The organism is Paenibacillus sp. M2, assembly GCF_046713495.1.
Taxonomy (GTDB): domain Bacteria; phylum Bacillota; class Bacilli; order Paenibacillales; family Paenibacillaceae; genus Paenibacillus; species Paenibacillus amylolyticus_B.
The window spans coordinates 4,014,627-4,040,529 of record NZ_CP169648.1 but is presented as its reverse complement, the minus strand read 5'-3'; the positions used below and the strand labels follow the sequence as shown (position 1 = coordinate 4,040,529).

General features: G+C 45.2%; 24 protein-coding genes. 19 read left to right on the top strand and 5 right to left on the bottom strand.

Translation table 11 applies throughout. The annotated features are described in order from the left end of the window. The first annotated feature begins 4 nt into the window (after positions 1-4). The 12 genes from ACETMN_RS18090 (at position 5) to ACETMN_RS18035 (ending at position 11,539) form a co-directional block, all read left to right on the top strand. The gene (locus ACETMN_RS18090) at positions 5-499 is read left to right on the top strand and encodes an AAA family ATPase (protein WP_091019567.1); all 495 of its coding nucleotides are present in this window, start codon (positions 5-7) and stop codon (positions 497-499) included. Between the two features lie 42 nt (positions 500-541). Then, positions 542-1,084 carry a GNAT family N-acetyltransferase gene (locus ACETMN_RS18085; RefSeq protein WP_091019566.1) on the top strand — a complete coding sequence of 181 codons (543 nt, stop codon included), beginning with the start codon at positions 542-544 and terminating at the stop codon, positions 1,082-1,084. Between the two features lie 66 nt (positions 1,085-1,150). Next, positions 1,151-1,720 carry a C39 family peptidase gene (locus ACETMN_RS18080; protein ID WP_411734857.1) on the top strand — a complete coding sequence of 190 codons (570 nt, stop codon included), beginning with the start codon at positions 1,151-1,153 and terminating at the stop codon, positions 1,718-1,720. Positions 1,721-2,031: 311 nt separating this feature from the next. Beyond that, positions 2,032-3,135, top strand: coding sequence for a collagen-like protein (locus ACETMN_RS18075; RefSeq protein WP_091019562.1), 1,104 nt, complete (start codon positions 2,032-2,034; stop codon positions 3,133-3,135). A 175-nt stretch (positions 3,136-3,310) separates the two neighbouring features. Beyond that, a complete protein-coding gene (locus tag ACETMN_RS18070; protein WP_091019561.1) occupies positions 3,311-3,535 on the top strand; it encodes a hypothetical protein in 225 nt (74 codons plus the stop codon). A 209-nt stretch (positions 3,536-3,744) separates the two neighbouring features. Then, positions 3,745-4,137, top strand: coding sequence for a DUF2500 domain-containing protein (locus ACETMN_RS18065; protein ID WP_091019559.1), 393 nt, complete (start codon positions 3,745-3,747; stop codon positions 4,135-4,137). A gap of 147 nt (positions 4,138-4,284) precedes the next feature. After that, positions 4,285-5,034 carry a glucose 1-dehydrogenase gene (locus tag ACETMN_RS18060; protein ID WP_076250310.1) on the top strand — a complete coding sequence of 250 codons (750 nt, stop codon included), beginning with the start codon at positions 4,285-4,287 and terminating at the stop codon, positions 5,032-5,034. Positions 5,035-5,238: 204 nt separating this feature from the next. After that, on the top strand, positions 5,239-6,924 hold the full coding sequence (locus ACETMN_RS18055; RefSeq protein ID WP_143786570.1) for a hypothetical protein: 1,686 nt from the start codon (positions 5,239-5,241) through the stop codon (positions 6,922-6,924). Between the two features lie 160 nt (positions 6,925-7,084). Continuing rightward, on the top strand, positions 7,085-7,507 hold the full coding sequence (locus ACETMN_RS18050; RefSeq protein ID WP_091019611.1) for a cell wall hydrolase: 423 nt from the start codon (positions 7,085-7,087) through the stop codon (positions 7,505-7,507). Positions 7,508-7,582: 75 nt separating this feature from the next. Further along, on the top strand, positions 7,583-8,041 hold the full coding sequence (gene gerQ, locus ACETMN_RS18045) for a spore coat protein GerQ (RefSeq protein WP_373419893.1): 459 nt from the start codon (positions 7,583-7,585) through the stop codon (positions 8,039-8,041). Between the two features lie 224 nt (positions 8,042-8,265). Continuing rightward, the gene (locus ACETMN_RS18040; protein WP_091019554.1) at positions 8,266-9,849 is read left to right on the top strand and encodes a sigma-70 family RNA polymerase sigma factor; all 1,584 of its coding nucleotides are present in this window, start codon (positions 8,266-8,268) and stop codon (positions 9,847-9,849) included. 373 nt (positions 9,850-10,222) lie between these two features. Further along, positions 10,223-11,539, top strand: a complete 1,317-nt coding sequence (locus ACETMN_RS18035; RefSeq protein ID WP_091019552.1) for a hemolysin family protein — start codon at positions 10,223-10,225, stop codon at positions 11,537-11,539. A gap of 69 nt (positions 11,540-11,608) precedes the next feature. On the opposite strand, the gene ACETMN_RS18030 is transcribed toward ACETMN_RS18035, so the two are convergent. Next, positions 11,609-12,253 carry a hypothetical protein gene (locus ACETMN_RS18030; RefSeq protein WP_091019550.1) on the bottom strand — a complete coding sequence of 215 codons (645 nt, stop codon included), beginning with the start codon at positions 12,251-12,253 and terminating at the stop codon, positions 11,609-11,611. Positions 12,254-12,495: 242 nt separating this feature from the next. Here ACETMN_RS18030 and ACETMN_RS18025 point away from each other — a divergent pair, with 242 nt between their 5' ends. Next, entirely contained in the window at positions 12,496-12,999 is a 504-nt protein-coding gene (locus ACETMN_RS18025; RefSeq protein WP_411734856.1) for a hypothetical protein, read from the top strand. 2 nt (positions 13,000-13,001) lie between these two features. Here ACETMN_RS18025 and ACETMN_RS18020 read toward each other — a convergent pair whose 3' ends face one another. The 4 genes from ACETMN_RS18020 to ACETMN_RS18005 form a co-directional block, all read right to left on the bottom strand. Then, complete coding sequence (locus tag ACETMN_RS18020) at positions 13,002-13,955, bottom strand: hypothetical protein (protein ID WP_091019547.1); 954 nt, start codon at positions 13,953-13,955, stop codon at positions 13,002-13,004. Next, positions 13,933-14,523 (bottom strand): RNA polymerase sigma factor, encoded by a 591-nt coding sequence (locus ACETMN_RS18015; RefSeq protein WP_091019545.1) that lies wholly within the window; start codon positions 14,521-14,523, stop codon positions 13,933-13,935. Before ACETMN_RS18015 ends, ACETMN_RS18020 begins: the two co-directional genes overlap by 23 nt. Before the next feature lie 249 nt (positions 14,524-14,772). Further along, complete coding sequence (locus ACETMN_RS18010; protein ID WP_091019543.1) at positions 14,773-16,005, bottom strand: aminopeptidase; 1,233 nt, start codon at positions 16,003-16,005, stop codon at positions 14,773-14,775. A gap of 90 nt (positions 16,006-16,095) precedes the next feature. Next, a complete protein-coding gene (locus ACETMN_RS18005; RefSeq protein ID WP_091019542.1) occupies positions 16,096-17,328 on the bottom strand; it encodes an aminopeptidase in 1,233 nt (410 codons plus the stop codon). A 235-nt stretch (positions 17,329-17,563) separates the two neighbouring features. On the opposite strand from ACETMN_RS18005, the gene ACETMN_RS18000 reads away from it, so the two are divergent. The 6 genes from ACETMN_RS18000 to ACETMN_RS17975 all read left to right on the top strand — a co-directional run bounded on the left by ACETMN_RS18000 (position 17,564) and on the right by ACETMN_RS17975 (position 25,291). Then, positions 17,564-17,836: a hypothetical protein gene (locus tag ACETMN_RS18000; protein ID WP_047843332.1), complete on the top strand. Its 273-nt coding sequence runs from the start codon at positions 17,564-17,566 to the stop codon at positions 17,834-17,836. A 180-nt stretch (positions 17,837-18,016) separates the two neighbouring features. After that, positions 18,017-18,826, top strand: a complete 810-nt coding sequence (locus tag ACETMN_RS17995) for an MBL fold metallo-hydrolase (RefSeq protein WP_091019540.1) — start codon at positions 18,017-18,019, stop codon at positions 18,824-18,826. A gap of 179 nt (positions 18,827-19,005) precedes the next feature. After that, a complete protein-coding gene (locus ACETMN_RS17990; protein WP_047843331.1) occupies positions 19,006-20,016 on the top strand; it encodes an aldose 1-epimerase in 1,011 nt (336 codons plus the stop codon). 132 nt (positions 20,017-20,148) lie between these two features. Beyond that, on the top strand, positions 20,149-21,537 hold the full coding sequence (gene fumC / locus ACETMN_RS17985) for a class II fumarate hydratase (protein ID WP_091019538.1): 1,389 nt from the start codon (positions 20,149-20,151) through the stop codon (positions 21,535-21,537). Between the two features lie 178 nt (positions 21,538-21,715). Next, the gene (locus tag ACETMN_RS17980) at positions 21,716-24,460 is read left to right on the top strand and encodes a CHASE3 domain-containing protein (RefSeq protein WP_256975306.1); all 2,745 of its coding nucleotides are present in this window, start codon (positions 21,716-21,718) and stop codon (positions 24,458-24,460) included. A 477-nt stretch (positions 24,461-24,937) separates the two neighbouring features. Further along, positions 24,938-25,291: a hypothetical protein gene (locus ACETMN_RS17975; protein ID WP_091019536.1), complete on the top strand. Its 354-nt coding sequence runs from the start codon at positions 24,938-24,940 to the stop codon at positions 25,289-25,291. The last annotated feature ends 612 nt before the right edge of the window (positions 25,292-25,903 follow it).

Genomic DNA, 25,903 nt, shown 5'->3' with positions numbered 1-25,903 from the left:
AGTTATGAGAAAATTACCGCTATTTATAGTGACAGGCGCAAGTGGAACAGGAAAAACAACGATCTCTTCGTTTGTTCGCAAGCAGCTTCCCGAATTTGACGTCTTTGATATGGATATCATCGATAATGTGGATTGGCAGATTGCCAAAGAGAATTGGTTGAGGATTGCGTATAGCATATCCCTAAGTGGACGAGGGACTGTTTTATGTGGAACGATGGTGCCGGAAAACATTGCATCGTCAGATTACATAGATCGATTTGATCGAATTCTATATATGAATTTGCATTGTGACGACGTTACTCGCGAGACGCGTTTAAGAGCTCGTGGGTGGGATGAAAACTCGATCGAAGATCACAAGAATTTTGCAAATTGGCTACTCCAAAATTCGAAAACTGCATTTGACCCGCCAATGCAAAAAATCGAAACGGCAGAACTTACAGCAGAGGAAACAGCTGAACAGATTAAAGAATGGGTTCTAAAAAACTGGTGCGAGGAATGAAACCTAAAATAACTCATAGTTAGATTGAGTGGGAGGAACAGGATGCTACCTTTTCAAGTAAATGAATCTATTGTATTAAAGCTGATCAAATCTCAAGATCGAGATGAGTTGTATGCATTAATTGATGAAAATAGAAAGTACTTGAGAACGTGGTTACTCTGGGTTGATAAACGGCAATCGCCCAAAGATTTAGATTCTGTAATAGAGTTATGGACACGTAATTATGAAGAGCGAAACGGTTTTGATTCCGGAATATGCTTCAATGGACAATTGGTCGGGATGTTAGGGTTGCACTATATTGATTGGAACAATAGAGCAACGAGCCTTGGATATTTTTTAGCTGAGTCAGCACAGGGCAAAGGAATCATTACCAAATCAATAGAGCGATTGCTTAAATATCTCTTTAACGAGTTGAAGTTAAATCGTGTGATCATTCAATGTGCAGAAAATAATTTAAAAAGCAGAGCTATACCTGAGAAAATCGGATTTTCAAATGAGGGAACATCCAGAGAAGCTCAATGGGTCTACGATCATTATGAGAATATTGTGACGTATAGTCTGCTGTCTAGTGAATGGCGTACTTAAACGTTAGAGTACATCGTCTGATGAGACGAAGGAGGTCACGAATTGTTTCTCAATGTATTACTTTGGTTGATTATTCTCTGGGTGATCTCCCTTTATTTCAGTTTTCCTAAGAAAGATCGCATGTACACAGTCAATGTACCAAGCACATATTACATTCAATCTTCAAATCGGTTGGATATTCAGAAAAACTACGAATGTGCTGCATTTTCCAGTGCGTTCGTCTTGAGACATTTCGGTTTGGAGTCCAACGGAACTAAGCTTTATGAAGCCTATCCTCGCAGATTACTGGATGGAACCGTATACCCCAAAGCAGTTGTTGTTTTTTTCAGGAAACTAGGATATCAGGCAATGTACTTACGTGGAAATGTGAATACGTTGAAGAAACAGATCAGCCAAGGGGTGCCTGTTATTTTATTTATTAGAGTACATGCCAAACAACGTTATTTGCATTTTGTTCCCGTCGTTGGTTATGATGAAACGCATTTTTACTTGGCAGAATCGTTAGATCACAAGATTAATTGTGATGAAGAGTATTACAACCGAAAAATCAGCATAAGTGAACTCAACACGGTATGGGGGTCATGGTTACCCTTTTGTCAAAACTCATATATCGTCGTACATCCGAAGCAGACTTAAGAAGTCCCGCTCAAGGGAAAGGTATTTACTTTGAACGAACGAATGGGCATTATTCGAAAAATCTGCATGGTTAAAACATGAAACTCATGCCCAATTGGCATGAGTTTTTCTGTGAACAAATCTCCTCACGTAAACAAGCTCGCTTTAATCGATGGTTATGAAATATAGATAAAACGTATGGGCAGTTGCTACCGAATTTATAGTTTTTCTTATAAATCAGATAAGCTTTTTAATTAAATTGGTTGTTCGTCCACGCATCTATTCATCTACATACGTACGTTAAACTATGTCCATAGGGAGGTGTCCACACGGTGAGTCATTCAGAAGTGAAAAAACGTATGAAGAGAAAAAAGGCAACATTACATCCATGTAAAGTTAAAAGAAAAGACCGCCGATTGAAAGTCGTTAAAAAGTTCGTTCAAGTAAAATGTCCGCCTCCAGAGGTGAACATATCTACCCCTACTGTCGTTGGCCCAACAGGACCACAAGGTATACAAGGCGTACAGGGCGTACAGGGTATTCCAGGTAAACAAGGGGCAGAAGGGCCGCCTGGAGCCCAAGGACCAGCGGGGGGGCCACCTGGACCACAAGGACCTCAGGGACAGCCTGGTCCTGCTGGAGCGGTAGGCTCTCAAGGTCCGGTCGGACCTGCTGGACCCATGGGAGCACAGGGGATTCCGGGAGAAGCAGGGGCTGTAGGGCCACAAGGTCCGCAAGGTAATCCAGGCCCTGCCGGAGCGATTGGACCTCAAGGTTTTCCTGGCCCCGCTGGAGCAGTTGGGCCGACGGGTGCGACAGGAGCAGCAGGTCCGGCAGGCCCAGCCGGTGCGACAGGAGCGGTAGGTCCTGCTGGAGCAGTAGGCCCGGCAGGCCCAGCCGGTGCAACAGGAGCGGTGGGTCCTGCTGGAGCAGTAGGTCCGACAGGTGCAACGGGAGTAGCGGGTCCCGCTGGGGCAACAGGATCTACAGGTGCAACAGGAGCAGCCGGAAGCGTGCTGGGATTCGCTGACTTTTTCGCACTGATGCCACCTGATAATGCAGCAACGGTTGCTCCCGGTACGGATGTAAGCTTTCCTCAGGATGGGCCAACAAGTGGAACAACTATCGCCCGCACGGGGCCTAGTTCATTCAATCTAGCAGCTATTGGTACGTATCAGATTTTATTCCAGGTGAGTATCAATGAAGCAGGTCAATTAATCTTAACTCTCAATGGGGCAGACTTGGCTCCTACTGTAGTTGGGCGAGCAACGGGAACGTCTCAGATTGTTGGTATGGCTTTGGTGCAAACAACCGTGATTAATTCTATTCTGACCGTGCGGAACCCGGCTGGTAATGCTACAGCATTAACAATCACGCCACTTGCGGGCGGAACTAGACCTGTATCCGCACATCTTGTGATCACACAATTAGCATGAGTCCGTTAACAGGCTAGCAAACTTTTCTCAACTTTATTAAATATGCATCCACAACGGTAACATGGGTTTGCTTGAACTGAGATAGCAGTGTTTTACCTGAGGCTGTTATCTCAGTTGGAGCGGATAATGGTACAGGAGTAACTACATATCGGATACTCTTTTTGTTTTGTGAGGAATGGTGAAAACGTCACTGTATGGCAAGCAACATGTTTTAGTCGAATCTGAACGTAATATCGATTATGCCTATCATATTCAGAAGGAAACATTCCTGGATGAGAAAGGGCTGCAAGCTGAAAAAGATGATCTGGCTATCTATCGTGCATCGTTTATGCTGACAAAAGAGGGACAGGTCAATCAGGTTATATTGTTGGATCATCGATTTGCAACAACCTTTAAGTAAAACAGGGCTGCTAGTTAAGCAATGTATTAGATAATGAAATGGTACTTATTTTCGTATGAAACAACCCTTCGGTATTCTGTCGGAGGGTTTTTCCCTTCACACCGTTCGATTTCAATCTGGATAACAAGTTCCTTGTTTACGTGCATATACATTACAGGAGACGGGTCAAGACTCCGGCTGTCCTAAGTTGTATGAACGGAGGGAGAGACATGGGCATTGAATCATCCTGGATGTTTGATTTGTTTGGAACCGTCTTTCCGGTTGTATTTGTTCTGATTATAGGTATAGTCCTTCTGTCGATGGGAAAAGAGGTATGGAGGTGGGGACGCAACAACTCGGAGCCGCTGTTGACCGTGCCTTCACGAATCACCAGCAGACGGATGAAGATGAGTCAGTCGCAATCTGAACCGGGCAGTACAGCACGAACGTTATACTACGTCACCTTTGAAGTAGAAAGTGGAGATCGGCTTGAATTCAAAGTCGATGGCGAAGAGTATGGTTTGTGCGCTGAGGGGGACGAAGGACGGCTCTCGTTCAAAGGAACACGTTATGTAGGCTTCGAGCGATATAATCGCGTATATTCTGAACGCCTACGGGGTTAAACTGAGCAGCTTGCGCCAGGATGGCGTGAGCTTTTTTTGATTAATTGCTGGACAAGCGTTTCTTAATGGGCCTAACGTGTTTTTATATAAGAAGAGGCTTAATAAGATTATGATCGAAGGATCATTACCATAGAGGAGGCAAACAATATGTCATTTACAGATCAGGTCGTTGTTGTAACCGGTGCTGCTCAAGGGATAGGACGAAGTGTGGCCGAGGCTTATGCGGTCGCTGGAGCCAAAGTTGTACTTGCCGATCACAAGGAAGCCGAGGGTGCGGCAGCCGCAGCTTCCATTCGTAATGAAGGCGGAGAAGCCATCTTTGTTCAATGTGATGTTCGGAGCGAGCAGGATATTACGAATCTTTTTCGTACAACCGTGGAAGAATTCAAGCAAATTGATGTTTTGGTGAATAATGCGGGACTCGCCAAGTGGAAGTCGCCCTATGAGCTGACGCTGGAAGAATGGGACGATGTACTCAATACCAATGTGAGAAGTTGCTTTTTGGCGAGTCGGGAAGCAGCCAAACATATGAAAAGCAATGAACACGGGGGTGCCATTATCAACATGGCTTCTACCCGTGCGCTGATGTCTGAGCCGGATACCGAAGCTTATGCCGCATCCAAAGGGGCGATTGTAGCTCTGACACATGCGCTGGCGGTCTCACTGGGCAAGGACCAAATTCGGGTCAATTGTATCAGTCCGGGATGGATTGAGACAGGTGACGTGGAGAAATTGAAAAAGGAGGATCATGAACAGCATCCCTCCGGTCGTGTGGGTGTTCCTTCGGATATCTCCCGTGCTTGTCTATATTTGTCTGATCCAAGCAATACCTTTGTCACAGGGACCAACCTCGTTATTGATGGAGGCATGACCCGAAAAATGATATATGAGGACTAGAACCGGGATTAAGCCGGGCGAGCCCTAAGCTGTCCCAACTTAAGAGTAATAAGCCCAAGTTAAGCACTTGGGCTTATTTGTTTTTAATAACTCGGTTGCTATAATAAATGTGATTTTACAACAGTAGAAGAATGGAGGGAGTATATGTTCGGGAAACAATCCCGGAAGGTATTTTGGCTGTTATTGCTGATCGGAGGGATGATAATGATAGGGAATGAGTCACCTGCTGAAGCTGACGGCGCAGATATACGGGCGGCCTGGGTATGGCAGGCACAGTCTGTTAGCAACGGAGATGAGCTGTTGGCCAATGCAGCTAAACATAAGATAAACAGGCTGTACGTGAATGTAGACATGTCGCTGCCCAAGGAGGTATACCAGACGTTTATAGCCAAAGCAAGCCGTGCGGGTATTGCGGTTGAAGCGCTGGGAGGCGATCCATCTTGGGCGCTCAGTGGCCGTGAAGGCCCCATGCTAAGATTAGCGTCGTGGGTAAGTGATTACAATCAAGCTGCTGAGACCAACGAGCAATTTGATGCCATACATCTGGATATCAAGCCCTATGTGTTACCAGCCTGGAAAGAAGATGCCAAGCCACTGGTACAATCCTGGGTAGCCAATATGAATCTGTTATTTGAGCAAGTGAGACAGGATGGCGCAATTGCAGTGAATATTGACCTGCCATTTTGGCTGGATTCCTATACCGTCACAGGAAATAGAATCTCTGAGGATGCAGATAACGAACCATTGTCACGTTGGTTCATTGAACGAGTGGAACATGTCACTTTACTCGCTTACCGTGATAACGCGCAAGGGAACAATGGTATTATACGTTTAATTGAACAGGAAATGAACTGGGCCGATGCCAGCAATGTGAGCGTCACCGTTGGGTTGAACACCAAGCCAATGCCTGGCGAGGAATTCACGACTTTTGCCGGTAAAGGTGCAGCGCAGCTGGAAAGCGTTATTGAAGAAGTTGCCTCCGCATTCAGTGAACATACATCTTACGTCGGTTCTGCTGTACATGACATCGTATACTGGGGACAACTGGAGCCTTCAGAACTGCCATCACCGGAGATTCCATCCAATCAGCCAGACATTCGGGGAACGTATATCTGGGAGGCCTCTCAGGTGACGAATGACGGGGGAGATCACATACTAGCGTTTGCTAGAGAGCAGAATATTAACTGGTTGTATGTGCGGTTAGATCTGGATCAACCCTATTCCAGTTACCGCAGTTTTGTGAAACGGGCAAAAGCAGAGGGCATCGAGATCCATGCGATGGGTGGACACCCCATCTGGGGCAAGAAGGAGAACCGTCCACGCATTAAGCGCTTGATTGATTATGTGAAAAACTATAATGCGGAATCCGAGCCGGATGAACGATTTGAAGGCATCCATCTGGATATTGAGCCTTACACCTTGCCGGAGTGGGAGAATAGTCGGGACACCCTTCTGACCGAATGGGCTGCCAACATTACATTTTTCCAGGAAGAAACGAAGAAGGACAGTGATCTCGAAACAAGTGCAGACCTTGCTGTATGGCTGGATACCTTCCCGTTGCCGGGAAAAGACATGTCTGTGACAGAGTTCATGATTGATACACTTGATCATGTGTCGATGATGGCATTCCGTAATCAGGCCGAAGGGTCCAATGGCATTGCTGCTGTTGTGAGTCAGGAGATGGAGATTGCAGATCGTCTGGGAAAAAGGTTGATGATTTCGGTAGAAATGAAGCAGAACCACGAAGGTCCTCATATTTCTTTTTATGAGAAAGGGGCAGCGGAGATGGAACTTCAGCTTGCCAAGCTTCCGGATCTGCTGGCCGAACATCAGGCTTACCAGGGCAATATTGTACATGCCTATGATTATTGGATTGAAGCCAAGCCTTAAACAGGCGAGTATTATAAGAAATAACTTGCTTCGGAACTTCACCTTGGGTGAGGTTCCGGGCTTTTTTTTATGGAAAAAAGATGGAATCGTGTCACCGAATGGGCTCCTGCACAATACGATGTACGGTGATGAACAGCTGAAACAAGGGAGGAAACAGACTATGGCTGTTATTAAAGCCAACTCAGAGGACGTCAAGCTGCTGGCTAGGCTCATGAGGGCAGAGGCTGAAGGTGACGGCGAACAGGGTATGTTGCTTGTGGGCAATGTAGGTGTGAACCGGGTGTTGGCGGATTGTCTGGACTTTAAGGATATTCGCGATATCAATCGTATGGTATTCCAGAATCCAGGAGGCTACGAGTCAACACAGAAGGGGTACTTTTACCAACGGGCAAGACAGTCCGAGATTCGTCTCGCACAACGGGTGATCAATGGAGAGCGCATCTGGCCAGCGAGCAATTCATTGTGGTTTTTCCGACCTGTGGGCGACTGCCCACCAACGTGGTATGACCAGCAAAATACAGGACGTTTCAAAGCACATTGTTTCTTCAGTCCGACAGGCGACGATTGTCCGGAAGTATATTAAATTTTGGGAGGAATCACTATGATTAATCAGCCTTATCAACCAATGACTCAAACACTGGGTCAGCAAGCGAATTCTGTGTTGGGTCAACAAGCCAATTCTCAGGTTCAAGGTACGTCATACAAAATCGGTAACGGAATGCCTTCCATGTCGCCAACACCAGGGATGGTATCCCCTAGCTCGACTAGCGTACCGCCACTCGTATCCAGCGGAAGTCCAATGACACCTACGGGTGCTGTAGTTACGACAACGGCTCCACAGTTTGAGCAATCGTACATTGAGAATATTCTACGTTTGAACCTTGGTAAATTCGGTACATTCTACATGACATACGAAGGTAACAAAGAATGGAATGCTCGCATATTCCAAGGTATTATTGAAGCAGCGGGCCGTGACCATATTATTATCAGCGATCCGAAGACTGGAAGACGGATCATGCTGTTGATGGTCAACTTTGACTATGCTACATTTGATGAGCCGTTGTTGTATCAATATCCAGGAGTGGTAGGCAATTACCCGCAAGCTCCAAGCAGATAATCACTGGCCCGCATCATTTTGAATGATAATTGACATGTTTAACACATAATGATTTACTTCGCTGTCCTGAATGTGGAGGTAATCCGCAGACAGGACAGCTTTTTACATAAACATATATACGAAGGTTACTATAGTTTAGAGTCATACGTAACCTTTTGGCGATAACATGGCACTTATACATGAATAGAACAAGCAGCATGCTTATATGAAGGGAGTCCATAGCATTGAATTCATGGATTGAAGGAGCGATGAAGGGCGAAACCGAAGCTTACACACAACTGATGTCTCAATATCGCGGGATGGCTCTTGCTGTTGCCTACAATCGTTTAGGAGATACATTTTGGGCTGAAGATGTCGTACAGGAGGCGTTTACTGAAGCCTTTGGCAATCTGTCCAAGCTGGAAGCTCCTGAGGCTTTTCCCGGGTGGTTCAAGGTGATCGTGGAGAGGCAGTGTTATCGCTGGCTAAGACGCAAGCAGCATACGATGATTCCAGTTCAGGAGCTGGAGCATGTATTCCATGAAGAGGATCAGGCGCATGATCCGGAAAAACAAGCGGTGCAAAATGAAATGCATCGTACGCTTCGTAATTCCATTGCAATACTGCCATCATCGATGCGGATTGCTGTTGAACTGTTTTATTTGGAAGGATACTCGCTCAAGGAAATATCGGATTTCCTCGGGGTCAAGGTACCTGCATTAAAGAAAAGATTGTTCGATGCCCGATCCAAACTCAAGCGTTCTATGCCTGTAAGGGATCTGGTCTCTGTATTCAGTGACTTGTATGAAGGGGGAAAAGGATTGTTACACATTATGAATGGGGATCACGCTGCCAATCGTTTAAGAGAGAGTGGGATTCAGGGAGACATCCTGGTATGGAGAGAGTTGTATACGTTCGGCCCGGTAGCCAAAGAGATGGGAGGTACAAAGGAGCGGCAGAATCGGGCATCCGTGTTAGAGCAGCAGTTGGGCATTCCACAGACGGAATACTTGAAGATTGAGGAGCTTGAACGCAAGTTGCATTCGTTTCAACAATACAAGGAAATTGTCTTATGGTTCGAATACGATCTCTATGATCAGACGATGTTATCTTACCTATTGCATTATTTCAGAGGACAAGCACTCCAGAATACGAAATTGAATCTGCTCTGCATTGACTCGTATCCAGAGATTGAGCATTTTAGAGGACTGGGACAGCTTACTTCCACACAGATGGAACGTCTGTCCGGCAGTTGGCATGTGATTGAGAAAAACGAGTTACAAGCCGGTGCACAGTTCTGGGAAGCCTATACATCGACTGATTTCCGGCATCATCTGGATTACTTGCAGGCAGACACTTCTGCGCTACCCTTTGCGAAAGCTGCCTTTAAGGCACATTTGTCCCGTCTGCCATCTGTATCGAACGGTCTGGGGCTCATTGAGCAGACAACACTAGAGACCATTAGAGCAGGTGGGGAGCATCCGTATTCATTATTTCACGAGGTAGGGGACAAGCTGCATATTCTCGGGATGGGTGATCTTGAATACTGGGCATATCTGAGGCGGATGACAGAAGGACCTCATGCCCTTCTTCAGATGAGCGGTGCAACCACTTTCCCTAATTTCAAGCAGCATGATGAAAAATTCCGTGACGGAGTCCTGTCACTAACGGAACTCGGAATTAAGGTGTTGAATGGAGAAGTCGATTGGGCACTGCTGAAGCAGGATGAATTCTGGATCGGTGGATTGCATATCCCAAGCGGGAAACAAGCCAAGTGGCGCTGGAACCCCGCTTCGGAAACCGTAGTGGACATTGAGTCGACATCGTAATTAGCGGATAGAATCTGGAGAAAATAACAGTATTGCAAAAAGAGAGTGTCCAGCCATGCGGAAGCATGAGCGAGGATGCTCTCTTTGGTTTCCTTAAACCAATGTTTGTGAAATGTAAATAAAACAGCGTAATCGAGACTTTTGTTAAAGAAAAAAGGCGTTTGTGCCATTTCGTTGTCATAGGACACGGATTGACTGTGTAGTGTAGAATTATATAATAAAAGAAGCATATCTTTGTTATTCGACAGAACAAGGTGGAGGTGGAAGCATTGGGAAGTTGAAATTGCATATGAACGGCAGAATGGCTAATATCCTACATTTTCGAAGGAGGTGGACCTATTTGCCGAAGAATGACGGCAAATAGGATGAAAATTTGAGTGACCCCTTACCGAGTATTTTAAATTTAGTAATAATTGGTTTACTTGTATTAATGAATGGTTTCTTTGTGTCGGCGGAATTTGCGATGGTGAAAGTTCGTGGAAGCCGGATTGAGGCTTTGGTGGAAACAGGCAACAAAAATGCCATCTATGCTTCCAATATCGTACGTAATCTGGATGCATATCTGTCAGCTTGCCAACTAGGTATAACTTTGGCTTCACTGGGACTCGGGTGGCTGGGAGAACCGGCAATTGCACATCTGTTAGAGCCCATGTTTACCGCATTTGGACTGGGACCAGTCTACGTTCATGGAATCTCTATTGCCATTGCATTTGTGATTATTACGATCTTGCACATTGTACTGGGAGAACTTGCTCCCAAAACGATGGCGATTCGAAAGTCTGAGACGATCACGTTGTGGTCTGCGGCTTTGCTAACGTTCTTCTACAAGTTAATGTATCCATTCATATGGGCACTGAACGGTATGGCTAACGGCTTGTTGAGACTGTTCCGAATGGCACCAGCTTCGGAGATGGACTCGGCACATAGCGAAGATGAAATACGTATTCTGATGAAAGAAAGCAATAAGAGCGGTTTAATTGACAACACTGAATTAGCACTTGTTGATAATATATTTGATTTTACGGATACAACTGCCCGTGAAATTATGATTCCACGGACAGAAATGATCTGTCTGAATGCCAATGAGTCCATGCTGGAGAATCTGGAGATTGCCAGTGAGAGTATGCGAACAAGGTATCCGGTATATAACGGAGACAAGGATCATATTATCGGCTTTATTCACATTAAGGATCTGATGCGATCCCAACTTACGGATACCATCTCCGTGATCCGGCCCATCCTGGCTGTGCCAGATACCACGCTAATCAGTGATCTGCTCAAACGTATGCAGCGTAGCAAGACACAGATTGCGATTCTGATTGATGAATACGGCGGAACCTCCGGGCTTGTCACACTTGAAGATATCATGGAAGAGATCGTAGGCGAGATTCAGGATGAATTCGACCATGAGCGTCCTGCCATTGAGCAAGTGGATGAGATGGAATACTCTATTGATGGATTGATGCTGATTGAAGAAGTCAGCGAACGATTCGGACTGGAGATGGATCGTGCCGATTACGATACCATCGGGGGCTGGTTATACTCCAGAGTAGATGCCATTCCACCTGAGGTCGGTCAATCGGTTGAGTATGGGGGTTATGTATTTGTCATTCAAGAGACAGAGCATAAGCGGATTTCCCGAGTAAATGTGATTAAACTGGAACTATTGGTTGAAGAAGAAGGCGCGTAGGCAGATCGAAATTGTAACGAATGAAGCTGTATGGTGACGTAATGGTCATCGTACAGCTTTTTTGCATGCTCATGATTCTGTGGGTGCATGAATGACAACATCGGTGTAGCGATTCTCTGTGACCAAGCTATTTTTGATATAAATTCGCTTATAAGTAACATAAACATTCTCTCCAGGAGCGAGATCATGCTGGATATTCAGCTTTTTTCGAGTGGATTTGGTTGTCGTCGGTGTCTTTATCGTGATGATATCGTACATGTCAACGAAAGTAACCTCGTAGGAATTGTAGTCCCCCACCTTAGTGGTGGATAACACCGAATTTTGTTTAAACTGGGTCAGGTGATCATTCACCATGCCAATTGTTACGGGGAGCACATAAAACAGAAGTACCAGAGGCAGAAGGCAGAAAGCAATCCCGAAAACACGTAAAAATTTGACATGGGAAAGGGTTCGTCCGCTCTGCTTGAGGAAAAGAAAAGCAAGGATGGGGGACAGTACAAGTCCCCAGATCATAAAGGGCAATACATAGCGGTCAATCCCCATGCTTATCCAGCTTTCCCGAGCTGTAGCCAAGAAATATATTAAGGTCCCTGCGGTAAGCGCACTCACCAAGATAATAAGCCAACGTTTGAACGAGCTGGAAACTTCGATGTGTAGTTCATTCGGATTGGAGCTTTGACGATGCCTTTTGGATTTGGATTGAAGCTTACTCAAGTTATACACCTCATTTGCAAATCTTGTTGGTTAATATGGTTTCGTGAATCCATTACCCAATACATACGGGCTGGAATAATTTAGGTTTCAACCGTGCTGGAGATGCTTGCAAAGATAAAAGACGCTGCCGACAGAAACATCGGAGCGTCTAATTTTTTTTTGAAACCTGTCACCCGATCCGTCCGTTTATACCCTTACACAAAATCAAATATGGAACCGGAGGATGGATCAATATGCGGAAAATGAATAATAAGAGTGCAGCATCTATGCTAAAAATAACCCTTGTTGCCTTGTTAATGGTGCCAACAATTCTGGCTATACCTACGTCCGAACCAGCCGTTGCAAGCCCGATGATCAACGTGTCCTCTGGTGCCCTTACACCCCCACCTCCGCCGGAACCATCCAACCATTCGCTTGCTAACACTCGAGAACTTGGACATATCTATCAAGCGGTCGGTGCAGTCATTCCTGGGGGTGGACTATCGGCTATCGTCAATACCAAGACCATGACATATACAGCAATGAAGACACTTTCCGTAGATTATCGACTTGAGCGCTGGACAGGAACAGCATGGGTAACTTTTAAAATGAATTCCAACAATGCAACGAATACAAACTTACTGAATGCCGCATCGGATTGGACCGTTATGCCAGGATATTATTATCGCGTTACCAGTATTCATACAGCGTATGATGGAAGTACCACGGAAACAAGCAAACATGTCTCTGGCACCGTGTTATTCTGATCTTATCGACGGGTGCTGCCGGGAAACTTCTGCTCTTGAAAATCGTTGGCAATCGCAGTCATTTCTTCTTCCGAAAGGGTTCCAAACAGACTCATATTGTTGGAACCCATCATCCACTGAAAAGAGTTATAGGGTGGGCCGATATACATCAGTGCTTCCGAGCCATCCGCCAGCTTTACGGTGCTCATATCACGAAGCATGGCCCCTTCAATTTTCTCCCCAGGCATGACATAGACATAATCAAACTGGATGATCTCATCCTCTATGCTCTTGCCTTCACTGGTATATTGAACTCTCATTTGTGTGGACTCATAATAATCGTCTGGATTCACAGGGTTTTCAGTATCAAGCACGAGTTCGAATTTGACCTTGTTGAATCGCTCGGGAATGGCCTTGGATAACAGAAAGTCACCCATGAACCCTTCGCGTGCGATCTCTTCCGTAACAAGTACTGGACGAAGCAGATGGCTCGATAACTCATACGAAGGTGTATTAAGAGCTTCTTCTTCTTGTAATTGAAGAATGTCGTCTAAGCTGGTTTCCGGTGGTGGAGGCGTTTTGGCTGTTGATGGATCAGCCCCCAGATGGGTCGTGCGATCCTCGATGATAATGGATTTCATGCCATTACCCCAATCTTTGATGGATTGCACAAAAGGGGATACCGCTTGCGTACCGGATGGCAGGCTGAAAATAACGGCTCCTATGGTCACGGACGCAGCTACGACAACCGAAAGTCGCAAGGTACGTATTCTTTTTTTACGTAAACCGATTCTGTTAATTTCCCTGTGTACCTTCTGCCAGGATTGCTGCATGGATTCGGTATGGGAGGCGGAAGGGGCAGAGACGGCCTGATGGAAAGCTTCATCAAAAGCCAGATCAAACGCAGCGTCGAAATATTCGTCTTCCAGCTCTGAATCGAATCGCTCCACGTTTTTATCGGACTTGCCTTTGCTCAATGCTTCCACCCCATTCCTTATGTAATTTCTTCTTGATACTGCCACGGGCTCTGAACAAGCGTTGCTTCACAATGTCTTCGGAGGTATCCAGCAGTTCGGCCATCTCTCGGTAGGAGAGACCTTTTTTCCACCGTAACTCCACCAGTACACGATATTCCGGTTTGAGCTGTCCGAGATAATATTCAATGGACTCTTCCATCATCTGCGTTTCTACCATGCTTTCCACGGAAGCTGCCGTCTGATTCATCGTCTCCATATCTATAAAAACACTATCCGTATCCAATTGGTTACGGTTATTTTTATTTTTTCTCAGATAATTAATAGCTGTGTTCCGTGTGACAACCTTGAGCCAGGCTTTCAGTTTGACCTCGTCTTCAAAGATGGGTTTGTTTTTAATGATTTTGATAAAAGCTTCCTGAATAATATCTTCTGCTGCAGCACGCTCCTTGATGATATAAACGATAAGACCATGTACCATATTATAATATTCATAATACACTTCTTCTTGAAGTGTAGAGCCTAAATTATGGAAATCTGAGGCTAGTAATAACTGGAGCCGATTGGCCATGATGTTCTCCTTTCTGGTGAACAATCCACAAACATTGGTATCATTACATTTTACAACATAATATGGAAACGATACAATGGGAGGTTGGTCCGAGAAAAACCAGATGGAGTGAGCGTGTGCAGCCTCCAGGACAGTTTGCTGAAAATTAATAAAAAGGCTGTCTTGCAACCATGAACACATGGTTGCAAGACAGCCTGGATGACAGTTTCAGTGAAAATATATAACGGGGGAGAAATCAACCGTTATCTGTTAGAATGCCCAGTCTCCATTGAGGAAGATGGCTTCACGTTCGCCGTTTGCCGTAATACCGTAGATGTCCGTTTCGGGAGAGCCCATCATGAAATCCACATGAGTAATGCTGGAGTTCATGCCGCGAGCGGCAAGTTCTTCGGGAGACATCGTCTTGCCCCCTTCGATATTAAATGCATAGGAACTGCCAATTGCAAGATGGCACGATGCATTCTCATCATACAATGTAGTGTAATACAGGATACCACTCTCAGAGATCGGTGAATGGAAGGGAACCAAAGCGACTTCGCCGAGGTAATGAGATCCTTCATCCATGGAAATGAGTCTTTCCAGCGTATCCTGACCTTCTTCGGCATGAAAATCAATGATACGTCCGTTCTCAAATGTGAGTGAAAAACGATCAATGATACTGCCGCCATAGCTGAGTGGTTTGGTGCTGGACACTTTGCCATTAACGCCATGTTTGGCTGGAGCAGTGAATACTTCCTCTGTTGGAATATTGGCGACAAAAGGGGTGCCTTGCTCATTCACGCTACCTGCCTGCGCCCAGATATGACCTTCTGGAAGCTCGACAGTAAGATCCGTCCCCGGTGAGAGGAAATGCAATGCTTGATACTTCTTGTTGTTCAGGGCAACGGCTTTGGTCTCCAGTCGTTCGATATGCTGTTCCCAAGCCGCTACAGGGTCCTCCAGATCGGCTCTCACTGCAGAAAAAATGGCTTCCCACAGCTGGCTAACCTGCTCGGCTGCCGGGAGATCCGGGAATACTTTGGCTGCCCAATCGGGGGAAGGACAAGCCACACCCGTCCAGCTCATTTTATCCGCCTGTTGATACTGACGGTACTTGGCCATTGCCTGACCAAATGTACGCTGATGGGTGGAAATTCGCTCCGGGTCAATACCTTTCATCAGGTCTGGACTGGATGACAATACGGTTAGAAAGGCTGCATTATTGGCCGCCAGTTCTTCAAGCTCCGCTGCATGCCATTTCGGCGGCTCCTGGAAGGATTCCTCAGGGGCCATCTCAAACCGCAATCGATTGACGGTTTCATCTCCGTATTTTACAATCACCTGCTTGGCGCCAGCTTCATACCCCTTTCGTACCAGCAAACGTACGAATTCAGCGGTATCAATCATCGCAGAGATGACAAATACTTGTCCTGGTTGCACGTTAGCACCTACTCTTACAGCCAGTTCAGCGTAACGATCCATTTTTTGTTCAAAACTTAACATGTGAGTTCCCTCCAATTGTTGAATTTTTGACCTGTTGACGCAGGAAAAGAGAGGAGTAATCTCCTCTCTCCTAAATCACATCAAACGGGATTAAAATGCCCAGTTTCCTTGCAGGAAGATCGGCTCTTCCGCACCTTCGGAGGTCACACCGTGGATGTTCATTTCTCCGGATCCAATCATGAAGTCAACATGAGTGAGACTGGAGTTCATGCCACGTTCAATCAATTCTTCTTTGGACATCGTTTTACCACCTTCCAGACAGAAGGCATAGGCATTACCAATCGCCAAATGGTTGGAGGCATTTTCATCAAACAAAGTATTGTAGAACAAAATATTCGTATCGGAAATTGGTGACTGATGTGGAACGAGGGCTACCTCACCCAGATAGTGTGCACCTTCATCCATCTCGATCAGGTTTTTGAGTGCATCCAGTCCTTGTTCAGCGGTGTAATCTACGATTCGACCGTTCTCAAATGTAAGGGAGAATCCGTCAATCAGGTTGCCTCCGTAGCTCAGTGGTTTCGTGCTGCGAACTACACCGTTAACACCCGTTTTCAGCGGAGCTGTGAATACTTCTTCGGTAGGCATATTGGCAATAAAGACATGTCCTTGCTCATTGACACTTCCACCGGATACCCAGATATGGCCTTCTGGAAGTTCAATGGTCAAGTCTGTGCCTGGAGCTGTATAGTGAAGCTTCTTGTATTTCTTGTTGTTCAGCAGATCAGCGCGGGAATCTAGGTTTTGCAAATGGGTTTTCCATTCGGCAACAGCATCCTGCTCACCGATCCGTACGGTTTTGAAAATGACGTCCCACAGGCGATCCACTTGTTGTGCTTCTGGAAGATCCGGGAATACTTTAGCTGCCCATTCCGGAGAAGGAACGGCTACGATAGACCAGCTGAATTTGTCAGCCATCTGATAAGAACGATATTTTTCGAGCGCTTTGCCGCGCACTTTTTGGCTGGTAACAATCCGTTCCTGAGCTACACCGTTCAGCAGATCCGGATTTTCAGCGATGACGTGCAGAATAGCGGCACCTTCTTCAACGAGTTCAGTCATTTCAGCTGCAAACCATTTCGGTTCAATGGAGAAGGCTTCATCAGGTGCAAGATCGTAATGAAGACGTGTAACGGTTTCATCGCTCCAGTTTACTTTGACCAATTTCGCACCTTTACCGTAGGCTGCTTTGACAATCAGTCGTACAAAATGTGCTGCCGAGATTGGAGCGTTTACCACGAGTGTCTGTCCTGGATGGACATTGACACCGACTTGTACAGCCAGTTCAGCATATTGCTGAAGATTCGTTTCAAAAGTATTCATGCTATTTTTTCCTCCAATGTGATAATAATATCGTAGCTTGTTGGCTATTATAGATGTTGGTCAAACACGTATTTATAATCCTCATTACAACTATGTAAGGACTCAGAATCGTTCCTTCATTGAATAAGGTATACGTTGCTACGTTATATATTGTACAATTAACCAATAATAATTACCAAACTAGGTTTACCAGAAATGTTGGAGACCGCCTGTAGATGAAAGATTAAAGGAGAGAATGATTGTGAATATTGAAATTATAAGTGCTGAAATGCGACGTGAAGGTGAAAAAGGATACGTGGGAAATACCGTTTACCGCACAGAAGGCGAAAAGTCAGTATATGAGATTACCTTCATGAGCAAGAACGGAAAAGATTGGGACTATAGTTTGCATTTCACGGAGCAATCCGGTGATGAAGAAGAGTTACTGCGTATGGACGAGTTGCTTGAAAATGATGACGATCTGTACAATCAATTGCTCGATGCTGCTTTGGAGGCATTTCCGGCTTAACTAGCCGAGATGTTCTTGTTCTATTGTGTTGTGTCGATGACTATACTAGACGGTGTATGCCCGAAACAGGGTGTATACCGTCTATTTTATTGGAAATGTTGAATAGATGATCCAGAAAAGGGAAGTCTACGAGATGAATGGAACCAGAGAGACAATCCGCCTAATGGGAGGTAACCGTGAATGGCATCTGACAATCTGATTACAGAAGGGTTGACGGGACTTGAAGAAGTCGCGCCCGATATTCTCAGTCTACGTACACTATTCGTTAATGTCGTGTTCATCGGAGAGCCAGGAAGCAGGAACTGGGTCCTCGTGGACACCGGAATGGCGAGGTTCACAGATCATATTGTTCAGGTTGCAACAGAACGATTTCAAGGTCCGCCGTCTGCGATCATATTGACGCATGGCCACTTCGACCATGTAGGGACCGTTATTGAACTGGAACAATTCTGGGGTGTGCCAGTGTATGCTCATCCGCTTGAAATTCCGTATTTAACGGGATTAAAAGATTACCCGCCAGCGGATCCTTCTGTAGGTGGAGGTTTGATGTCCAGGTTGTCATTCGCTTATCCCAATGAGGCAATCAATCTGGATGATCGGATATTCAGTTTACCCAAAGATCATTCCGTTCCAGGCGTCTCAGGATGGGAATGGGTGCACACGCCAGGTCATACGCCTGGACATGTGTCGCTGTTTCGGGAAGCAGACCGTTTGTTAATTGCGGGAGACGCAATCATCACAGTGAAGCAGGAGTCGCTGTGGAGTGTGTTGCTTCAGGACAAACAGTTGCATGGCCCACCATCTTATTTCACAACCGATTGGCAGGCTGCTCATCAATCTGTCCAGCATATAAGGCATCTGGAACCGAAACTTGCGATTACCGGGCATGGGCATGCCTTGAGCGGAGATATGCTGAGTGCATCCTTGAAGCGGCTTGATCTGGACTTTGAAGAGAGCACTGTGCCGGATCAAGGAAAATATGTGGATTAATTGAACCATCATATGAAAGACAGCAGAGACAGCCGTAACGTATTGCAGCTGTCTTTTTCCTGTCTTTTTTGTTTTTCTATTATGAATTTGTTCTCTATCATAGATTGGTATTTTGCGCTCGGGCATGATATAGTCGAGCCGTATAATATAACCTTAGTATGCAGGAGGTACATATAACGATGACACAGCAAAATGCAGCATTTGAAGAACAATTTGGAGGGATTCCGGCCGTTTGGCTTCGTTTTAATCAGTTTGAAGCGGCAGTTATTCCTAGCGTGGGTGCCAACCTCGTTGCTTTTCGTGATACAGAAAAGGGTTTCCGTTACTTGAGAGAGCCGAATCAGGATCAGATGGATGAATTTATGGCTGCACCTGCGGTCTATGGAATTCCGATTCTTTCTCCACCAAACCGTTATGAGGATGGACGTTTCCCCTGGAATGGTAAAGTTTATCAGTTGCCTGTGAACGAACCGGCTACAGGTAACCATTTGCATGGATTTTTGCATGATGCCGAGTGGAAGGTTGAGGGATACGGTTCGGATCAGCTGGAGAGTTATGTGTTGCTTAGCCAGGACGTGAAAGAAGGGCATACATTCCATCAGTACCTGCCGTTTACGTTCACAGTGACGCTCCGTTATTCTTTGAGTAGCCAAGGACTTCAGCAACAATTGATCGTCCGCAACAACGGGACTGAATATATGCCGAATTTGTTTGCATTCCACACGGCGATTGCTGTACCTTTTGCACCGGACAGTCAGGCCTCGGATTACACGGCCAAAGTTACGATTGGACAACGTCGTGAATTGAATGAGCGTTCTCTGCCAACAGGACAATTTCAACCGCTTACACCTGAGGAAGAACAATTGAAAAAAGACGGGGTTAGTCCGTTCTTTGCTGCCATGGATAATCATTACACTGCGGAGCCGCAGAATGGACGTAACTATATGGAACTTACGGATCACCGTACTGGAGACAAACTGGTATACGATGTGGGTACCTCCTACAAGCACTGGATGATCTGGAACAATAACATGGGTGGCGAATTCTTCTGTCCTGAACCACAGATGAACCTGGTTAACGCTCCTAATGTTGAAGGCATACCTGCAGAAGAAATCGGATTGATCGGTTTGGAACCAGGTGAACTATTCGAACAGAGCAGCCGTTTGTATCCAATTGCGTCACAAAAATAATTCACGCTCATTTTGCGCTGCGCTTACAATTTTGTCGAAAAGGTGAAAACCTGCTCGTAAATCATGTATAATATGACGAGATACACAAGCTTTGTAGAGACCCAAACCATCTTTTTGGAGGAGGACAAGCAAGTGGAATACCGCATTGAGAGAGATACGTTAGGCGAAATGAAAGTACCAGCCGACAGGCTGTGGGGAGCTCAGACGCAGCGCAGCAAGGAGAATTTCCCGATTGGCAGTGAACATATGCCGATGGAAGTTATCCGTGCCCTTGCCATTTTGAAAAAAAGTGCTGCGGCCAGTAACCATAAATTAGGTAAATTATCTGCGGCTAAGTCCGATGCTATTGCTTATGCAGCAGACGAGATTATTGCAGGCCGAATTGATGACCATTTCCCACTGGTAGTATGGCAGACGGGAAGTGGAACACAATCCAATATGAACGTGAACGAAGTGATTGCCAATCTGGGGAACCAACTGCTGGAGCAAAAGGGTAAGGAAGAGCGTCTGCATCCAAATGATGACGTGAACATGTCCCAGAGCTCCAACGATACATTCCCAACGGCTCTGCATGTCGCAGGTGTTCTGGCTGTTGAGGATCAACTCTTGCCGGCAATTTCGGTATTAAAAGCCACTTTTGCTGACAAGTCGGAGGCATTCAAGGATATTATCAAGATTGGACGTACCCACCTTCAGGATGCAACACCAATTACGCTTGGCCAGGAGATCAGTGGTTGGGAAGCCATGCTGGGCAAGAGTGAGCGTATGATCCGTGAAAGTGTACAGTACCTGAAGGAGCTTGCGATCGGCGGTACAGCTGTTGGAACGGGTATCAATGCTCATCCGGACTTTGGGGACTTCACTGCCAAGGAGATTGGCAAACATACGGGGAAAGATTTTGTATCTGCACCAAACAAATTCCATGCACTTACAAGTCATGACGAAGTTGTATATGCGCACGGTGCTGTTAAAGCGCTTGCAGCTGATTTGATGAAAATCGCCAATGATGTCCGCTGGTTGGCCAGTGGTCCTCGTAGTGGACTGGGCGAGATCCGTATTCCTGAGAATGAGCCAGGCAGCTCCATTATGCCGGGTAAAGTCAACCCAACTCAGAGCGAGGCCATTACTATGGTGGTTACGCAGGTCATGGGTAATGATGCAGCGATTGGTTTCGCGGCAAGTCAGGGTAATTTTGAACTGAATGTATTCAAACCGGTTATCATCTATAACTTCTTGCAATCCGTACAACTGCTGGCGGACTCCATTATTGCGTTTAATGACAAGTGTGCCGTAGGCATTGAGCCTAACCTGGATCAGATTAAACATAATCTGAACAATTCGCTGATGCTGGTTACAGCGCTCAACCCGCATATTGGTTATGAGAATGCAGCCAAAATTGCGAAGCTTGCGCATAAAGAAGGCTTGTCTTTGAAACAGGCGACGTTACAAACGGGCCTGCTTACCGAAGAGCAATTTGATCAATATGTCGATCCGGCCAAAATGATCGCTCCAAAGGCCTAAAATCAGCCCAAATGAGCAATATAGATCACTGAAGAGGACGACCTGCACAAGCAGGTCGTTTTTCTTATGCTTACCGATGAACTTAAAGCTTGTCAGACTATACGTATCCATATAAACTACATATGCACCAGTTTTAATATAATTGAATGGGATTCGTATATATTTGGAGGTTTCCGCGTTGTCTAAAACGAGAAGATTTACGATACGCTCCAAAATTCTATTGGGCTATCTTGTGGTTGTGCTTTTATTTGGAGTTGTTCTGCTAGTGCTTACGGCCCAAATTAATGTGTTACAGAAGGAAAATGATTTTATCTCTCATCATGATCTGGAAGTACATAATCTGACCAACGCGATTGAAAAAAATGTCTTGAACATGGAGACAGGACAGCGTGGATTCATGATTACAGGCAATGAAAGTTACTTGGAGCCTTATTCCCAAGGCCTATCCCAGTGGAGTTCCAACTATGATCAGTTGAATGCTCTCATTAGTGACAATCCTTCGCAGCAGCAGAGTCTGCAAAGCATCAAAGCTCATATTACGCGCTGGATCGAGATTGCTGGGGAGCCGTTGGTGGAGTTGAAAAAGCAAGGGGACCAAGCCAAAGTTGTTGCATTCTTTCAATCTGATCCGGGTAAAACAGAAATTGATCTACTGCGCTCTCAACTTACAACCTTCCGTAACACAGAGATCGCGCTGACCGAGGCGAGGGTTAGTGAACTTGCCAGACGCAGCTCCACGCTGTTGACGATTATGTATACGCTGTGGGGGATTATTGCAGCGTTATCCATTGCAGCTGCGATTGTGATATCAGGAAATATCGTCAAAACGTTGCGAGATGTTATGCAAACCATCAGTGATATCTCCAAAGGTGGAAACCTGAAGCAGCGAATTCAGGTGCGGACACATGATGAAGTGGGGGACCTGGGTCACGAAACCAACAAATTACTGGATGAAGTACAGGAACAGAATCGGGTCAAGGACCAGATCACAGGCATTGCGACACTCTTACAGAACCCGACCAATCTGGAGGGATTGTCACGCTTGTTCCTGAGCGAGCTTGCCATGTTGTTTGAAGTTCCCTATAGCGTCTTATATTACTGGAAAGACAATCGACTTTTGCGCGTGGCTGCATATGCTGCGGATGGAGAGAAAGAACGTTCGCTCGGTAAAGTGTCGCTGGCCCCGGGTGAGGGGCTGGTAGGTCAAAGTGCTGTGGAGAAGCGAGTCTTGCGCATGAATGATTTGCCACAGAACTATATTCGAATCTCTTCGGGTCTCGGATATACATCTGCCACATCACTTACCGTAGTACCGGTCCTCTTCGAAGGCAGAACGATTGCGGTCATTGAGCTTGCTTCAATGAAGCCATTGCAAGAGAATGACATGAGGCTGATGCAAGAACTGACGGACATTTTTGGTGTTTCTTTACACTCGACTGTCACTCGCATGGAATTACAGCAGTTATATGATGAGTCACAAGTTCTGAATGAAGAGTTACAGGCACAATCGGAGAAACTTCAGTCTCAGACCGAAGAAATGCTGTCTCAAACTGAGGAACTGCAAATGCAGACCGAAGAACTTCATATGCTTAATGAACGCTTGGAAATACAGAAGAGCGCTGCTGAGACATCAGCCGATGAACTTGCAGTTGTGGCAGATCAGTTACGAACAAGCTCGGGGTACAAATCCGAATTCTTGGCGAACATGTCCCATGAATTGCGGACACCGCTTAACAGCATGTTGATTTTGTCTGAGATATTGTCTGAAAATAAAAATCAACACTTGAATAGTGAAGAGCAGAACTATGCTTCAGTCATTCACAAATCAGGAAAAGACCTACTGAATCTGATCAATGATATTCTGGATTTATCCAAGGTGGAAGCCGGACAGATGGAAGTGGATTTCGATGATGTCTATCTGGGTAGTCTACCTGAAGTCATGAACCAGTATTTCCTGAAAACAGCGGAACAGAAAAAAATAGATTTCCGGATTCAGCTCCAAAGTCCTTTACCGGAAACCATCGTGACGGATGAGATGAGATTGCACCAGATTCTCCGAAATCTGCTTTCGAACGCATTCAAGTTCACGAGTGAGGGTGAAGTTGCCTTAACCATCTCCAAAATGAGTCTGGCTCATCCTGAATTGAAAGACCAAGAGACCGACGTGATTGCTTTCTCCGTCAGTGATACAGGGATTGGCATTGCGGAAAACAAACTTCTACAGATCTTTGATGCATTCAAACAGGCGGATGGGGCTACGGCACGTAAATATGGCGGAACGGGACTTGGGCTGTCGATCTCTCAATCGCTTGCGACTTTGCTGGGTGGTTCAATCTCGGCAACAAGTCGTGAAGGACATGGCAGTGTGTTCACGCTGTTCCTGCCACTGCGAAGAGATGAACCTGAGACTATGAATGCATCGCGGTTGTTCCTGAATGAGGTGGCTACCACTACACCTCAGGTCAATAAGCTTCCTTCAATAACTTCCGAACAATCGGATGTTTTATTGACACCTCTGGAAGAAGCGTTGCTCAGCGGACGCCAAGTACTTGTCGTTGATGATGATATACGAAATGTATATGCGCTGGCTAACGCTCTTGAGCAATACGGTATGAATGTCATTTCAGCGCAGAACGGGTACGAGTGTCTGGAATTGTTGGAGCGTGGAGGCGTCAAGCCTGATATCATCATGATGGATATTATGATGCCGGAACTGGATGGTTATGAGACAACTCGCCAGATCCGTGAACGACTTGGTCTGACTCAGCTTCCGATTATTGCGCTGACAGCCAAGGCCATGAAAGAGGATCGGGAGAAATGTATTGCAGCAGGTGCTTCGGACTATCTCAGCAAACCACTGAATATCAAAGATGTATTATCCCGTATGAAATTATGGATGAATCACGAAACCATGGAAATCTGATCGTAGTTGAACTAAAAGTTACACTGACACTACGATGATTGTCGAGGGACAAGAACATATTCCTATTGAAGTCGCTAATTTAGCGGCTTTTTTGTTTTATCGGTACAAGTTCTTGTCCCGATTGCCGAAAAGGACAAGAACATGAGCAGGATTACTGATTAGATAAACACCTAACTAAATTTCATGCAATTTCATTTAACAAATGTGTAGGAAAAATAAACTAATTGTCCAGTGAAAATATAGTATCTTCTTAGTGTTTAGGTTAAAGATAAGTCCCTGTTTAAGCACTACATGCTACACGCGTAGGTTCTTTAATAAATGATTGGAAATGGAATATAAAAAGGAGGACGTATCCCGCGAAGGCGCGGAGGGCAGTGCTTAGACTTTCATGAATAAAAGAGGTATCTGTAGTATTATATGTAATTATGGGTTATGAAATAAATGGATTATTTGAAAAGAAAATGGGGGAATCAAAATATGGAACGTAAAATTCAACTAATGGAAACCTACGTAAATATCGACTTTGGAAACTCACCCTTTTTAAAATTAGATAAAGGGTTGCAAATTCCATACTCTTCAATCGAGGGAATAACAACAGGTAGACCAATACCCAAAGCTTTTAAACTATATGGTGCTTTATTAGGAGAAAAGAGAAATGGGTTATTTAGATCAAATGGTGGTTATCAACTCCACTTTTTTGAAAATGAGCTTGAAACTCTTCATTTAGATTTGAATAGCTTGAAAGTTGGTATGTTCAAAATATCAAAGTTGATCATTGGTGTTGAAAATCCTGAAGAAATAAGTAAAAGCATTTCCGAAAGAGTGAAGTGATAATTTGTTGACGTGTCGAGGGACAAGAACATGATCAAGAGATAGTAATATCAACATTAAACGCCGTACACGATTACGAAAATCCGTAAGTAAGTTTAACAAGACAGCACTAGCCATTCATCAGATTCATGTCCTTTTGGCTAAACTCTACGGAGTTGAAGCGACAGTAAAGGTGTATGCCAATGTAAAAACTCCTAGCGCTGTTTTACTAGCAAAATTCAATCCATAAAGACAAAAGTTTATATATTACTCGAGATGAAGCCGAAAAAATCATCTTATCGATTCAGTCCGGAACGAGATGAACTTCGGCTATAACCGAGGAGTGGGCTACAGCTTCAATAGGCAGTGTTTGTTATAAACTCAGCAGTTCAAATTCCAACTTCCAGATTATTATAGATACAATATAATGTTCTTAGTTAGGTGAAAAAAGACTACTCTACAATATCAAAAAAAACAAAAACGGAGGTCCTCATGTTTCTCTTATCTGCCATCCAAGGATGTACCTTAACAAGATGAGCGCGGTGGGTTTGAGAAGAAAATTATGCTTTTAACTGTCCAGTTGGTGAAATACCCCGACTTAACTATTGTTAGAAGTCGGAGCTTTTTGGAAGA

Coding starts and splice junctions, on each gene's coding strand:
- ACETMN_RS18090 (WP_091019567.1), top strand. CDS start 5: ATGAGAAAATTACCGCTATTTATAGTGACAGGCGCAAGTGGAACAGGA.
- ACETMN_RS18085 (WP_091019566.1), top strand. CDS start 542: ATGCTACCTTTTCAAGTAAATGAATCTATTGTATTAAAGCTGATCAAA.
- ACETMN_RS18070 (WP_091019561.1), top strand. CDS start 3,311: ATGGTGAAAACGTCACTGTATGGCAAGCAACATGTTTTAGTCGAATCT.
- ACETMN_RS18065 (WP_091019559.1), top strand. CDS start 3,745: ATGGGCATTGAATCATCCTGGATGTTTGATTTGTTTGGAACCGTCTTT.
- ACETMN_RS18060 (WP_076250310.1), top strand. CDS start 4,285: ATGTCATTTACAGATCAGGTCGTTGTTGTAACCGGTGCTGCTCAAGGG.
- ACETMN_RS18055 (WP_143786570.1), top strand. CDS start 5,239: ATGATAGGGAATGAGTCACCTGCTGAAGCTGACGGCGCAGATATACGG.
- ACETMN_RS18050 (WP_091019611.1), top strand. CDS start 7,085: ATGGCTGTTATTAAAGCCAACTCAGAGGACGTCAAGCTGCTGGCTAGG.
- ACETMN_RS18025 (WP_411734856.1), top strand. CDS start 12,496: ATGAATAATAAGAGTGCAGCATCTATGCTAAAAATAACCCTTGTTGCC.
- ACETMN_RS18015 (WP_091019545.1), bottom strand. CDS start 14,523: ATGGCCAATCGGCTCCAGTTATTACTAGCCTCAGATTTCCATAATTTA.
- ACETMN_RS18010 (WP_091019543.1), bottom strand. CDS start 16,005: ATGTTAAGTTTTGAACAAAAAATGGATCGTTACGCTGAACTGGCTGTA.
- ACETMN_RS18005 (WP_091019542.1), bottom strand. CDS start 17,328: ATGAATACTTTTGAAACGAATCTTCAGCAATATGCTGAACTGGCTGTA.
- ACETMN_RS18000 (WP_047843332.1), top strand. CDS start 17,564: ATGATTGTGAATATTGAAATTATAAGTGCTGAAATGCGACGTGAAGGT.
- ACETMN_RS17995 (WP_091019540.1), top strand. CDS start 18,017: ATGGCATCTGACAATCTGATTACAGAAGGGTTGACGGGACTTGAAGAA.
- ACETMN_RS17990 (WP_047843331.1), top strand. CDS start 19,006: ATGACACAGCAAAATGCAGCATTTGAAGAACAATTTGGAGGGATTCCG.
- ACETMN_RS17975 (WP_091019536.1), top strand. CDS start 24,938: ATGGAACGTAAAATTCAACTAATGGAAACCTACGTAAATATCGACTTT.